The organism is Niabella yanshanensis (assembly GCF_034424215.1).
GTDB lineage: Bacteria > Bacteroidota > Bacteroidia > Chitinophagales > Chitinophagaceae > Niabella > Niabella yanshanensis.
In genome coordinates this window covers 1,532,042-1,546,268 of the sequence record NZ_CP139960.1, presented here as the reverse complement: position 1 = coordinate 1,546,268, position 14,227 = coordinate 1,532,042, and the positions used below count along the sequence as shown (strand labels likewise).

At 44.7% G+C, this 14,227-nt stretch carries 8 protein-coding genes; 6 read left to right on the top strand and 2 right to left on the bottom strand.

What is annotated here, in order from left to right; translation table 11 throughout:
* Positions 1–3 precede the first annotated feature (3 nt).
* The 3 genes from U0035_RS05970 to U0035_RS05960 are packed head-to-tail and all read left to right on the top strand — an operon-like array spanning position 4 to position 6,073.
* Positions 4–2,280: a GH92 family glycosyl hydrolase gene (locus U0035_RS05970; RefSeq protein WP_114789114.1), complete on the top strand. Its 2,277-nt coding sequence runs from the start codon at positions 4–6 to the stop codon at positions 2,278–2,280.
* Positions 2,281–2,312: 32 nt separating this feature from the next.
* Complete coding sequence (locus U0035_RS05965) at positions 2,313–4,478, top strand: glycoside hydrolase family 31 protein (protein WP_114789113.1); 2,166 nt, start codon at positions 2,313–2,315, stop codon at positions 4,476–4,478.
* 41 nt (positions 4,479–4,519) lie between these two features.
* Positions 4,520–6,073, top strand: a complete 1,554-nt coding sequence (locus tag U0035_RS05960) for a family 43 glycosylhydrolase (protein WP_114789112.1) — start codon at positions 4,520–4,522, stop codon at positions 6,071–6,073.
* Positions 6,074–6,082: 9 nt separating this feature from the next.
* On the opposite strand, the gene U0035_RS05955 is transcribed toward U0035_RS05960, so the two are convergent.
* Positions 6,083–8,029 carry a sialate O-acetylesterase gene (locus tag U0035_RS05955; protein ID WP_162817738.1) on the bottom strand — a complete coding sequence of 649 codons (1,947 nt, stop codon included), beginning with the start codon at positions 8,027–8,029 and terminating at the stop codon, positions 6,083–6,085.
* An 8-nt stretch (positions 8,030–8,037) separates the two neighbouring features.
* Positions 8,038–8,268: a hypothetical protein gene (locus tag U0035_RS05950; RefSeq protein ID WP_114789110.1), complete on the bottom strand. Its 231-nt coding sequence runs from the start codon at positions 8,266–8,268 to the stop codon at positions 8,038–8,040.
* 230 nt (positions 8,269–8,498) lie between these two features.
* Here U0035_RS05950 and U0035_RS05945 point away from each other — a divergent pair, with 230 nt between their 5' ends.
* The 3 genes from U0035_RS05945 (at position 8,499) to U0035_RS05935 (ending at position 14,224) form a co-directional block, all read left to right on the top strand.
* The gene (locus U0035_RS05945; protein ID WP_114789109.1) at positions 8,499–10,448 is read left to right on the top strand and encodes a sialate O-acetylesterase; all 1,950 of its coding nucleotides are present in this window, start codon (positions 8,499–8,501) and stop codon (positions 10,446–10,448) included.
* An 84-nt stretch (positions 10,449–10,532) separates the two neighbouring features.
* Complete coding sequence (locus U0035_RS05940; protein WP_114789108.1) at positions 10,533–11,927, top strand: SGNH/GDSL hydrolase family protein; 1,395 nt, start codon at positions 10,533–10,535, stop codon at positions 11,925–11,927.
* Complete coding sequence (locus tag U0035_RS05935; protein WP_114789107.1) at positions 11,924–14,224, top strand: GH92 family glycosyl hydrolase; 2,301 nt, start codon at positions 11,924–11,926, stop codon at positions 14,222–14,224. Before U0035_RS05940 ends, U0035_RS05935 begins: the two co-directional genes overlap by 4 nt.
* Positions 14,225–14,227: the final 3 nt, after the last annotated feature.

Sequence of the window (14,227 nt, the reverse complement as noted above, 5' to 3'; positions counted from 1 at the left end):
ACGATGAGGAAGAAAATAATTTTAACGTGTATGCTCGCCGCGGGCACTATCGTGAATGGCTATTCACAGAGGCAACTGGTAGAATACGTTAGTACTTTGCAGGGCACCAATTCCAGTTGGGATCTTTCCTATGGAAATGTTTATCCTACCATAGCGCTTCCGTTCCCTGTTCATTCGTGGTCGCCACAAACCGGAAAAAATGGAGATGGCTGGAAATACACATATAAAGCAACGACAATCCGCGGCTTTCAGCAAGTGCATCAATGCAGCCCCTGGATGGGAGACTATGGTGTATTTTCTTTAATGCCTGTTTCTGGTAAATTGAAGGTGAACGAAGAAGAACGCGCGGTTCAATTCAGCCACGATAATGAGATTGCCCGGCCCTCTTATTATAAAGTAAAATTTGACAACAATATCATTACGGAAATAGCGCCCACTGAACGGTCCGCGCATCTGAAATTTTCCTTCCCTAAAGGAGCAGATGCTTATTTAATACTGGACGGATATACAAAGTTTTCTTATGTGAAAATTTTACCGGAGGAGGGGAAGATAGAGGGATATGTTACAAATGGTACATTTATTCCGAAGAATTTTAAAAATCATTTTGTCATTCAGTTTGACCAACCTTTTAGAGGATATGGAACCTGGGGAGAGGAAGGGAAAAGGATCCATGAAAGGGCAATGGAAGGTTCAGGGCAAAAATCCGGCGCATATCTTCAGTTTAAGCCCGGCGTGAAGGTGCAGGCTAAGGTATCTTCATCTTATATCAGTATTGAACAGGCCCGGCTGAATATGAGGCAGGAACTGGGTGGTCATAAAAATTTCGAACAGACGAAACTGGCGGCTGACCAGGCCTGGAATAGCTTATTGGGCAGGGTAGAAGTGGAAGGCGGATCTGAGGAAGATAAGGCTACGTTTTACTCCTGCCTGTTCAGGGCCAACCTGTTCAGTCACAAATTTTATGATCTGAAAGAAGATGGGACACCTTATTATTTTAGTCCCTATGATGATAAAATTCATGACGGCTACATGTACACGGATAATGGTTTCTGGGACACATTCCGTGCGCAGTTTCCCTTAACTAATATTTTGCATCCCACTATGCAGGGACGTTATATGCAGTCGTTACTGGATGCGCAGCAACAGTATGGGTTCTTTCCTACCTGGTCCAATCCGGGTATGTCCGGTGTAATGATTGGTAACCATGCCATTTCGCTACTGGCAGATGCCTGGGCAAAGGGCGTCAGAAATTTTGATCCGCATAAAACGCTGGAGGCCTATTATCACGAAGCAACCAATAAAGGCCCCTGGGGAGGTTCGAGTGGGCGGGAAGGACACCAGTTTTGGTTCAGTCTGGGGTATATTCCTTATAAGGAAGTATCTGAAAGTGGTGCCAAATCGTTAGAGTATGCTTATAACGATTGGTGCGCCTACTATCTGGCGAAGGCTACGGGCAATAAATTTTATGAAGATGTGTTCGCGCGCCAGATGTTCAACTATAAAAATGTGTATGACTCCTCCGTTGGTTTTGTAAGAGGCCGGGATAAAAACGGCAAATGGGTTCCAAAGGATTTCGACCCTGTAGAATGGGGTGATCCCTTTACCGAAGGCAACCCCTGGCAATGGTCCTGGTCGGTCTTTCACGATATAGATGGCCTTATCAAATTAATGGGGGGGCGGCAAAAATTTAATGCAAAACTGGACAGTCTTTTTACGGCGCCCAATACGGTGAAGTATGGCTCGTACGGCAGGGAAATTCATGAAATGAAAGAAATGGTCATACAGGGGCTGGGTCAGTATGCACATGGCAATGAACCGGTGCAGCACGCAGCCTATTTGTATAATTACTCTGGCCAGCCCTGGAAATCACAACGACAGCTCCGTACCATCATGCGTAAAATATACAATGCAACACCCAACGGCTTCCCGGGGGACGAAGATCAGGGGGAAACTTCCTCCTGGTATGTACTAAGCGCTATGGGGCTGTACGCTGTTTGCCCCGGAACAGATCAATACGTTATTGGAAGTCCTATGTTTAAAAAGATTACAATAACGCTTGAAAACGGAAAACAATTTGTCATAAAAGCCAATAATAACAGTGAGCAGAACGTCTATATTCAATCAGCTAAGCTCAATAATAAGGTACACAACCGCAACTGGATTACTTATGCGGACATAGCCGATGGGGGCGTTTTGGAGTTTGACATGAGTGCTGTTCCCAATAAAGAACGCGGCACCGGTATGGATGCAGTGCCTTACTCGGTTTCTCTACAGCCTTAACGAAATGCAGCGTTTCTTTTAATTCAATACTCATGTCAAATAGCAAACCAACTGTAGGAAGTATAAAAACTTTGTTTTTTTATATTGTTTTATTTCACTGGTCCATTGTCCTTCATGGACAGCAGATTGAGGAAGTGCACCCGGGAATTTTTAAGATTACAGCAGGTAGCCCGGCCGCTTTTACTCCGGTGAGTATTGCAGCATCAAAACCGTCTGCGGGTGCGTTGCAGATGCTTCCACAGGGCCGGTTACCTTTTAGCCTGTCAGATGTTCATATCACGGTAAATGAGCGTGGGGTTAAAGTATCCATTCCACTTGGAGATAATGAGCAGCTTTACGGGTTTGGCCTGCAAATCGGATCGTTCAACCAAAATGGCTTACGGAAAGTACCCATAGTAAATGACTATCCGCTAAATAATCTAGGTTACACGCATGCGCCACTTCCTTATTATGTATCTAACAGGGGCTATGCCGTACTGGTAAACACGGCGCGGTATTGTACGTTTTATTGTGGCGGCAACCGTCCGAAAGATAATAATAGCGATCAGGAAAAGCGGAGTACAGCTGTTAAACTATCGGTTGATGATCTTTATAGATCCGACCGGCAGCCCTCGGGCGATGTATTGGTGGATATACCCAATGTAAAAGGCATAGAAGTTTATATATTTAGCGGGCGCGATATGCGGACCGCAGTGCAGCGCTACAATATTTTTTCGGGGGGAGGAGCCCTACCTCCTTTGTGGGGATTGGGAATAAAATACAGGGTAAAGGCCGATTTTAATGAAAAAGATGTTTTAAAAGCAGCCAGTTATTTCAGGAATAATAATATACCAGTGGACGTAATAGGGCTGGAACCGGGTTGGCAGACTGCCGCTTATCCCTGTTCATTCGTATGGAATACAGAAGCGTTCCCCCGTCCACAGGAAATGATAGAAGTTTTAGGCCGGAAGGGGTATAAAATCAATCTTTGGGAACATGCATTTGTGAAAAAGGAGAGCCCGCTGTATACGTCGCTTTTTCCCTATTCAGGTGACTATTTGGGATTTGGAGGGCTGGTTCCGGATTTTGCCGATCCCCAAGCAAGGCATGTATTCGCTTCCCACCACAAACAAAACTTCGTAGATATCGGCGTGTCTGGGTTTAAAATGGATGAATGCGATAACTCCGATCTCCGGTTTGGCAACGCCCGTTGGAGTTTTCCGGAGCATTCCCAGTTTCCTTCCGGCATTGATGGAGAACAAATGCACCAGTTGTTTGGGTTATTATATCAGAAGACAATCTTCGATATTTTCAGGAAAAAAAATCAGAGGACTTATTTGGACGTACGATCTTCCAATGCAATGGCGTCATCTTATCCATCGGTGCTCTATAGCGACACTTACAATCACCGGGAGTATGTGGAAATGATCAGTAATTCTGGTTTTAGTGGTTTGCTTTGGTCGCCCGAAGTGAGAGAGTCAGGCTCATTTAAAGAGCTGATCAGAAGGAGCCAAACGGCTATATTATCTGCGCAAACTTTGTACAATAGCTGGTACCTGCAAAGCCCACCCTGGCTTCAGTTTGACAAGGCGAAGAACAATAATAACCAGTTGCTGCCCGACGCAGGTGCAAATGAAGCCATTGTCAGGCAACTGTTGAATTTCAGAATGAGTCTGATTCCTTATTTATACAATGCCTTTTATGATTATTATAAGACAGGCATCCCGGTATTCCGAGCCCTGGTGATGGATTATCCCAATGACGATAAAGTCTTTAACCTTGCTGATGAATACATGATTGGACAGGACCTGCTGGCTGCGCCGTTGTTGCGCGAGGCTGACGAACGGGAAGTGTATTTGCCGGCGGGAATCTGGTATAATTTTAATAACAATCAAAAATACGAAGGAGGTAACACCTACAAACTGTCTTTCGGTTTAAGTGATATCCCTCTTTTCGTAAAGGAGGGAACCATACTTCCTCTTTGTAAACCATTGCCCTATATCGATAAAGCAACCAGGTCTGAACTTGTATGCCGTTTGTATCGGGCTTCGCCCCGGCCTTCCTGGCTTTTTGAAGATGACGGTCACAGTTTTGACTATGAAAAAGGGGTATTCAACAAAGTGAAAATATTTATGGAAAGAGGTAAGCCGAGACTCATGCGGCAAGGTGCGGCAGTGCCGGCACGATACTTTTTGGACAAGTTTCAATGGATTAAATAGGTTATCACGTTTATGTTTATTTTAGCGACTACTTTAAGTATATGAAAAAAATAATAGTTGTTGCTTTGCTAGGCCTGATAGCTATCAGCGCACCCGGTAAATGTTTCGCTGTAAAGCCCATTACGATTTTTCAACAAAACCTGAGTAAAAGATATTACCAGGATACCGGCCGGATCAAGCCTGTTATTCCGGGAGACTTTGCCGATCCCTCTGTTATCCGCGTGGGAAACACTTACTATGCTACAGGAACTTCGTCGGAGTGGGCGCCGCATTATCCGCTTTTCAAATCTGAGGACCTGATTCATTGGAAAGAGGCAGGCTATATTTTTGACAAAACACCCGAATGGGCATCGTCGTCATTTTGGGCGCCCGAATTATTCTACCGAAATGGAACTTATTATGTTTATTATACTGCGAGGAAGAAAGCGGATGGTATATCCTGTATCGGTGTAGCAACTTCTGAGGATCCTGAAAAGGGATTTACGGATAGAGGTATTGTAGTGGAACATGGGAAGGAGGCAATTGATGCGTTTATTACAGAAGAGAAGGACCGGTGGTATCTTAGCTTTAAAGCCTATGGCCTGGACGATCGCCCTATCGAATTATTGGGGTATGAATTATCTCCCGATGGATTGAGCACAATCGGGCAACCTTTCATGTTACTTCGGGACGATAAAAGGAAAGGGCTGGAAGGTCAATGCATCATTAAAAGAAATGACTATTACTATTTATTGTATTCTGCCGGTGGTTGCTGTGGTGTGCAATGTAGCTATCACGTAAATGTTGCAAGGTCTGCGTCGCTGAAAGGACCGTACACCAGCTATCAAAACAATCCCGTAATGGATGGCTTTGATAACTGGAAATGTACTGGTCATGGTACGATTGTTTCCGATCAAAAAGGAGACGATTACTATATGTTCCATGCGTATAATAAAAAATCGGATGTGTTCACTGGAAGAGAAGGCATGCTGAGCCGGGTACACTGGAACAAAGACACCGGCTGGCCAGACTTTGAATGGATATCAGGACAGGAAGTTAAGGGATTTACCGACGACTTTAATACTGAGCGACTGAGTGCCGCCTGGCAATGGGACTTCAGACATGCCAGGCTGGATATCAAGGTAAAAAAGGGGCAATTGCATTTATCCGGAATTGCAGTAGCGGGGAATACATCAGGCACTGCTTTAACCCTAAGGCCGGCACAATATAATTATGAATTGTCCACTACCGTGTTGAATTACAACAGGTCTTCAAAAGGCCTGGTTTTATACGGCGATGCGGATCAGGCGATAGGAATAGCGGCTCAGGGGAACCAGGTTGTAGTCTGGAGTACCAATGATAAAACTATGGTGGTGCACCAAACAGCCGTTTTGCGTCAGCAACTGCCTGTGCATTTAAAAATGATCGTAGCAGGAAAGAAGACGATTCAGTTCTTTTATAGCATTGATAAGCAGAAATGGCAGGAAATAGAGGTAGGTGATTTTGATAATAATTTGACACCACCCTGGGACCGGAGCGCGCGACCGGGGCTTTTGCAGCGGGGGCAAGAACCGGCTATCTTTGAAGATTTTAATATCCGCTATTTTCAGGAGTAACAAAAAATACTATGGCAGAAACTCGTAGAAGTTGTATTCCGTTTTTAGAGGGAGGCTGTCCGTTCTGAACGGCGCCACAGGTAGTCCTCCCTTACTATATAAATCAATGATGCCTGGCTCGCCGCTCCACAGGTATCTTACGTTTAGCGGCGACTTTATCAAAGGATTATAAACAATAATCGATCGGGGACCAACAACAGAAGCCTTTGCCCAGTAAAAGACGTTATCAGCGCCTGCCATTGCAAAGCCTCTTATATATCCGTATTTATCTCTACACTCAATATTTTTATCCAACTCGATAATAATGCTGTCTCCTTTTACCTGCATACTTTTATAGCAGGCACTAGTTCCATTGCTGTCTATACGGTAGGCTATATCCATTGCGGCCATTGCCAGCCGGTTTCCTACCTCTAATTTATTGTGTGGATGTAAATTGTCTGCCTCACCAATATCAATCGTAACAGCCATTGCTGTTTTGGGTAGACGCAATGCCGAAGCCTGCGCCTCGCGAAGTTCTGCCCAGTCATTGTCTTCGGGTATTGGCGGCTCTTTCCCAAAATTAGGTAACTGTACCAGTAGAAAGGGTAACGCTCCCTGGTTAAATTGTTTACGCCAGTCAGTGATCATCGCGGGCAATAATTGCTTATATTCTGCAGCCCTGCCCGTATTGGCTTCTCCCTGGTACCAGATAAAGCCTGTAACACTGAACGACGTTAATGGCGCGATGTTGGCGTTGTATAAAATGGTGGGTGTTCCAAAAATATAGGAATTAGCCACCAGCGGCTTTTGGAAAATAGATGCGTCAATTTTCACGCCTCTTTTGTATTTCCAGGAGCCCGCAAGAAAGGGATTCCAAAACATATTATACATGCCGCCTTTTCCCCCGGCGTCGAACACACGAACCACAACTACATTTTTTTGGGGCCTCAGAATACTATCGGGTATTTTGTAGGTATACATATTCATGTTGCCAAAACCTTCCCCAATCTGTACGCCGTTGACCCAACAGGTGTTATAGTCGTCTACCTGCCCCAGGCTAATGCTGGTGTTCCCCATAAAATCTCTGGGTAAAGAGTCGTATGTTTTCCTGAACCATACTGAGCCATCGTAGTCTTTCAGGTCATTATCTTCCCAATGCGATGGCTGATTCATGGTTTTCCAATTCTCAGTATCGGTTTCCGGCAAATACCATTTTTCTTTCAAACCCGGATCATCTTTTAAATAGAAATTTTTCTTCCAGGAGTGTTTTATCTTTTCAAAATCATCAGTCATTTCCTTCATGCTTTTACCTGGTAGTATATAGCTATTGTAAAAAGGTCGAAATTGGGGAAACGCCTTGATGGCATCATTGCTCATCCACTCTTCAATGGCTGTTGCGCCAAGATTGGAACTGATCAGTCCAATAGGTACTTTCAAATGTTGCTGCAGATAACTACCAAAGAAAAACCCGGCTGCCGTAAAGCTATTCACTTCTTTAACAGTTGCAATTTTCCAGGCTCCGTTTTTAACATCTTGTTGCGGAACAAAGTCAGCCCCAATGCCTACCGTAAATAGCCGGATCAGATTGTTGTTGAAACTTGCAGTATCAGGTTGAGGTTTTGATTCTTTTACACTAAACTGCATATTGCTCTGTCCCCCGCAAATCCAGACATCGCCGAAGAGGACGTCGGATAACTTAATGAGATTATTGCCTTTTATGATGATCGTGTACGGGCCGCCCGCAGGTTGCCGGGGAAGGATGATTTTCCATTGACCGTTTCTGGCGGTAGTGCTAAAGACAGCATTATTAAAGGTGACAGTTATTTTTTCTTCGTTTGCAGCAGTACCCCATATCGTGCAGGGCTTGTCCCGTTGTAAAACCATATGGTTCTGAAATAAGGCTGGAAGTTTTACATTGGCTCTTGTTGTAATGGTGCCTGCAAGAAAAAGTAGAACGAATACAAATTTTAGTTTCATGGTCAACATTATTGCTTATGATTCAATGTCCTTTTAATAGCTTTTTCTACTATTGGTTTCATTATTTTACAGGCCGCCCATGTAGAATGTGTTCTGTCTTCCAAAAGCTCCTTTCCAGCACTGGTTCCGGATATGCGGATATTACATAGAAACGCCAAAATACCGGCAACGCGACTAATGCCTTTCAGGCAACAATATTTTTTCTTTAATGAACGGAACACATGGGAATCAAACTGCATAGTATTATTTTCGTAACGGAACTGATAAGTACATTAAATTGCCATATACCTCTATAAGAGGATAAGATTTTAACAATAGCAGTAGCGGTAGCAGCCCGGTTGCGTGTCTATACTTTGTATATCCTTTAGTGTCGACCGGATAGTTGCGAAAGGCGCTTAACGCAGGCTCATTAAACTAAAAAGATGAAGGTAAACGCTACATTATACTTCCCTTCTAAATCGTACATGTTATGACAGGTAGACAGATAAAAAAAATATTCGCATTTGTAACTGTGGCGAACTGCCTTATATCGAACTCATGGGCACAGCTGAAATTACCAGCTGTTTTTGCTGACAGTATGGTATTGCAGCAAAAAGCTGACGCACCCATTTGGGGATGGACTACCCCGGGGCAAAATGTAACCCTAACCGCAAGCTGGTCCGGTAAAAAAATGCATACCGTAGCCGATAATAGGGGTAGGTGGATGATAAAGCTGGCAACTCCTGTCGCAGGCGGACCTTATACAATAAGTATAGAGAGCAAAGAAAGGATGGTTTTACGTGATGTATTGGTTGGTGAAGTATGGATATGTTCAGGGCAATCGAATATGGAGATGCCTGTTTCGGGATGGTCTACCGATCCTATCCTCAATTCGGCAGCAGAAATAGCTGCCGCAAAGCATCCGTCTATAAGAATGTTTACTGTAGAAAAAGAAATAGCATTTGCACCCAAAAGCGATCTGAGCGGCAACTGGGCCACCTGTTCGCCCGCTACTGTAGGAGCTTTTAGTGCGACGGCTTATTTTTTTGGCCGTGAATTATACAATACATTAAAAATTCCTGTAGGGCTGATACATACCAGCTGGGGAGGCACGATTGCAGAAGCATGGACTAGTGAAACTTCGCTCAGAATGATGAAGGATTTCGACAAAGAACTTGACAAGATTGACTCAGTAAACAGAAATAGGGCTGCCATCCGCGTGGCCGACAGTATTCAAAACCTTACCTGGACGAGGGTACTGACCGATAGGGGAAAAGCATATTCGAACAACCTTATGAACGATTGGAAGACAATGCAGTTGCCTGGCGTTTGGGAAAACGCAGGTCTGCCGGACGTAGATGGTATTGTGTGGTTTAAAAAAGTGGTGAATATTCCAGAGAGTTGGGTGGGCAAGGATCTGAAATTAAACCTGGGTCCGATTGATGACCGCGACATAACCTATTTTAACGGGCAGGAGCTGGATAGTACCATGCAGGGTTTTACCTGGGCGGTTGAAAGACATTATACCATTCCCGGCAAATGGGTGCGGGCTGGCGAAAATATTATCGCAGTTAAGGTAATAGACGATGGCGGTACAGGCGGTATATACGGTACTGCATCTCAAATGATATTATATCCTGCTGCTGGGAAAAGGGACGTTGGAATCCCCTTGAGCGGCGAATGGTATTTTAAGCTGGTGGCTACTAAACCCCAACCTCTTTTTAATACCTGGCCCAACCAGCCTTCGGTTTTATATAATTCAATGATCGCACCTCTGGTTCCGTTTGCTATAAAGGGAGCTATATGGTACCAGGGTGAATCCAATGTGGGAAGGGCCAGGCAGTATACCCGCCTCTTTCCGCTGATGATAAACGATTGGCGGAAGCAATGGGGACAGGGAACATTCCCATTTTATTTTGTTCAGATTGCGCCATTTAAATATGGGGGTGATCAGGTAGATGCGGCGCAATTGCGCGACGCCCAACGCCGAAGCCTGTCGCTGGCTGCTAATACCGGTATGGCAGTTACGCTGGATATCGGTAATAACAATAATATTCACCCTGCCAATAAACAGGATGTGGGAAAGCGACTGGCACTTTGGGCATTAAATAATACCTATAACAAGGCAAGTCTTTCCTATTCGGGACCATTGTACAGGAATTTTGAAAAAAGAGGCAATAAAATAGTGATCTCCTTCACTCATACATATGGTGGTTTAAAGGCAGGTGATAAAGGATTGCAGGGGTTTGAAGTACGGGGCGCGGATGGTGTTTGGAAACCCGCCAAAGCTTTGATTGACGGCGACAAAGTGATAATAAGGGCTGATGAGACAATGAAGCCGGTTGGCGTCAGGTATGCATTTTATGCAACATCTGTGGCTACCTTGTTTAATGATAAAGGACTACCAGCTTCATCATTTACTTCCGACGCTTTAAATTAAAGGAATTACGATATATCAACTGCCGGGATAAGCGGCGGGAGCAGCATTGTTTCGAACAAAAAATTATTTATTCAAAGTATTTTCATGAAGATTATTAGCTATTTATTGCTGTGTTGGGCCATACTGGTGTCTTTTAATGTTAAGAGCCAGGAAGTATCGCTGTTTAAAAAAGGTGAAAGAGTTGTTTTTGTAGGCAACAGTATTACACATGGAGGCCGTTATCATGCCAATATCTGGCTATACTATATGACACGTTTTCCCGATATGCCCATTACTATTGTGAATGCCGGTATTGGAGGCGAAATAGCAGAGCAGATGTACAAACGCCTTGAGACAGACGTGTATGCTAAAAAGCCTTCGGTAATTGCCGTTACATTTGGCATGAATGATACCGGGTATTTCGAGTTTCTGCAATCAGACAGTGCTCAAAAAACCAAAGAAAAGCTGGAACGATCGTATAAAGCTTTGCAACAAATGGAAGCATCTTTTAATAAACATCCTGAAGTAAAAAAGATCATTGTTGCCGGCTCACCTTATGATGAAACCAGCAAATTTGGCAAAAACAATATGTTTCCTGGTAAAGCTAATGCCATGCTTAAAGTAGCGTTGTTCCAGGAAGCGGCAGCTAAAAAAAGTGGTTGGGGGTTTGTTGATTTTACGCGTCCGATGACAGCGATAAACTTACGCGAACAGGCTAAAGACTCAACCTACACCCTGATTGGCAACGACAGGATACATCCAGGGGTGGATGGCCACCTGGTTATGGCCTATCTGTTTTTAAAGGCACAGGGATTGGCTCATACAAAAGTGGCTGACTTTACCGTAAATGCGGCAGCGTCCCGCGTAGAAAAGCAGGTGAACTGTGTGATATCCAATATTCGTTCGAAGCCTGGCGTCGTACAGTTCGACTATCTGGCCCGATCGCTGCCATTTCCCGTAGATACCATGTCAACAGGCGAATGGGGTGCCATGCAGCGGCGCGAAGCAGATGCGTTAAACGTTATCCCCTTCAATAAAGAGATGAACGAGGAAATACTACGTGTTAAGGGACTTAATGGCAGCCGCTATATGGTTAAAATTGATAATTATAAAATAGGGGAATGGAGCGGGGCGCAGCTTAATGCCGGCATTAATATGGCCGAAATACGCCGTACGCCCCAGTATGAGCAGGCGATGGCCATAAAAAGGCTGAATGAAGAGCGATGGCAGATAGAAAGAAGATTCAGAGATTATGCCTGGATGGAATATGATTTTTTGATGGACAAAGGCCTGTTAATGAAAGGTGATCTGGCAACGGTAGATACCATTTACAGGCATATCAACGAGGGTTTTGTAAGAGGTAATTTAGACAATTACCTTAAAGCACGCTATCCCGAAGTACGGCAGGGATGGCAGCGGCAAATGGACGTGCTGGTGGAACAAATATACCGTATCAACAAACCCCGAAAACATAGTTTTTACATAAGCGAAGTGAAATGAAAATAGCATTAAAAGTGAAAGCGGGCGTGTTAGCTATGTTGACAACACTCGGTTCCACTGCGCAAAACCGGTTGCCGGCGTCTTATGTTAATCCCTTTATAGGAGCCAGCACCAGCACCGGTAAGGCCGGTGTTTACCACGGATTAGGCAAAACCTTCCCCGGAGCAACAACACCGTTCGGGATGGTACAGGTAAGCCCTAATACGATAACCGGGGGTGATAACGGATCCGGCTACAGTTACGAGCATGAAAGTATAGAAGGTTTCGCCATGACTCAAATGAGCGGGGTGGGCTGGTTTGGAGATCTGGGGAATTTTTTGGTGATGCCGTCATCCGGGCCTTTAAAAACGTCATCTGGTAAATTGTCAGATAAACCCGGAAAAGGATACCGGTCGGCTTACGATAAAACCAGTGAAGTAGCTTCGGCAGGATATTATGCTGTCCATTTAACAGATCATAATATCAAAGCCGAGATGACCGCGGCACCTCACAGTGGCATGTTGAGATTTACTTTTCCTGCAGGTCAGTCGAGAATACAGGTTGACCTGGCGAGACGGGTAGGCGGAACTTCAACACTTCAGTACCTGAAGGTGGTGAACAATAATACCGTTGAAGGTTGGATGCAATGTACTCCCGACGGCGGTGGTTGGGGTAACGGGGATGGGAAGGCCAGTTATACGGTATATTTCTATGCACAGTTCAGTAAGCCCATAACAAACTTTGGTGTATGGTCTGCTGATATTCCAGACACCGCCAGCCGTAAAAGAGAAGCTGTAGAAAGTGATTATTACCAGAAATGGATCGCTGATGCCAGGGTTGAGAAAAATATCGGTGAAAAGAAAGGCCGCCACCTGGGATTTTTTACTGAGTTTGATGCCAGAGAGCAGGAACAGGTGGTACTAAAAACAGGGATATCTTTTGTTGGTATAGAAGGAGCAAAGAAGAATCTTGAAACCGAAATGCCTGGCTGGAATTTTGGGCAGGTGCATCGAAATGCGGTGCAGCTTTGGAATAACGCATTAAATGTGATCTCTGTAAACGGGGCTACCGAAGACCAGAAAGTTGTTTTTTATACTTCTTTATATCATACAATGATTGATCCCCGTATTGTTGCCGATGTTGATGGCAGATACACCGGAGGTGATGGAAAAATACACCGGTCAGGCAGGTTTCGGAAACGTAGCATATTTAGTGGTTGGGATGTTTTTCGCAGCCAGGTTCCTTTGCAAACGATCATTAACCCACCACTGGTCAACGATCTGGTAAATTCACTGGTAACATTGGCCGCGGAGTCGGACAGCAATTACCTGGAGCGATGGGAGTTGCTGAATGCATATAGCGGCTGCATGCTCGGCAACCCGGCGGTCGTGGTTTTGGCGGATGCATATGTTAAAGGCATAAGAAATTATGATGTACAAAAAGCTTATGATTATGCCATCAATACCGTAGAAAAATTTGGCAATGGAAAATTGGGATACGACCCGGGAAGTATCGCCAAAACACTGGAGTATGCTTTTGCAGACTGGTGCCTGTCGCAAATAGCAAAGGGACTGGGTAAGGATGATGCCAGCCATAAATACCTCGACCGATCGCAGGCGTATAAAAATATATGGGATGCAGATCATCATTGGTTTCGGCCCCGCCGGGCAGATGGGAGCTGGGAGCCCTGGCCGTCAACAGGGCGGTTAACCGATTGGTATGGCACTTTTGAAACGAACCCGTATCAACAGGGCTGGTTTGTTCCTCATGATATTGAAGGGATGGCGCAGCTGATGGGTGGAAAGGAGAAGGTGCTGACGGATCTGGTGGACTTCTTTGAAAAAACACCCAAAAATTTTATGTGGAACAGCTATTACAATCACGCGAACGAACCAGTACACCATGTTCCGTTTTTATTTAACCGCCTGGGAATGCCCGCCCTTACACAAAAATGGACGAGAATTATTTGTGACAGCGCTTACCGTAATTCGGTGGAAGGGTTGGTTGGCAATGAAGATGTAGGGCAAATGAGCGCCTGGTTTGTGCTGGCTTCTGTAGGAATACATCCGGTAGCCCCCGGCAGCACAAGGTTTGAGCTAACCAGCCCGCTGTTTAAAAGTTCCGTAATCCGGCTTCCCGGAGGCAAAGCTTTCAGTATAGTCGCCCCGAATAATTCCTCATCCAATATTTACATCCAAAAAGTTTTTTTGAATGGAAAGCCATATAACCGGTGCTATATCGATTACAGCGATATTATGAAGGGCGGGAAACTCGATCTGGTCATGGGTGATAAACCTCATACGCTGCGGTATCAGTAAATA

Excerpts from the sequence above, each read along its gene's own strand:
- U0035_RS05935 (WP_114789107.1), top strand. The coding sequence starts at position 11,924 with ATGAAAATAGCATTAAAAGTGAAAGCGGGCGTGTTAGCTATGTTGACA.
- U0035_RS05955 (WP_162817738.1), bottom strand. The coding sequence starts at position 8,029 with ATGAAACTAAAATTTGTATTCGTTCTACTTTTTCTTGCAGGCACCATT.
- U0035_RS05950 (WP_114789110.1), bottom strand. The coding sequence starts at position 8,268 with ATGCAGTTTGATTCCCATGTGTTCCGTTCATTAAAGAAAAAATATTGT.
- U0035_RS05945 (WP_114789109.1), top strand. The coding sequence starts at position 8,499 with ATGACAGGTAGACAGATAAAAAAAATATTCGCATTTGTAACTGTGGCG.
- U0035_RS05940 (WP_114789108.1), top strand. The coding sequence starts at position 10,533 with ATGAAGATTATTAGCTATTTATTGCTGTGTTGGGCCATACTGGTGTCT.
- U0035_RS05970 (WP_114789114.1), top strand. The coding sequence starts at position 4 with ATGAGGAAGAAAATAATTTTAACGTGTATGCTCGCCGCGGGCACTATC.
- U0035_RS05965 (WP_114789113.1), top strand. The coding sequence starts at position 2,313 with ATGTCAAATAGCAAACCAACTGTAGGAAGTATAAAAACTTTGTTTTTT.
- U0035_RS05960 (WP_114789112.1), top strand. The coding sequence starts at position 4,520 with ATGAAAAAAATAATAGTTGTTGCTTTGCTAGGCCTGATAGCTATCAGC.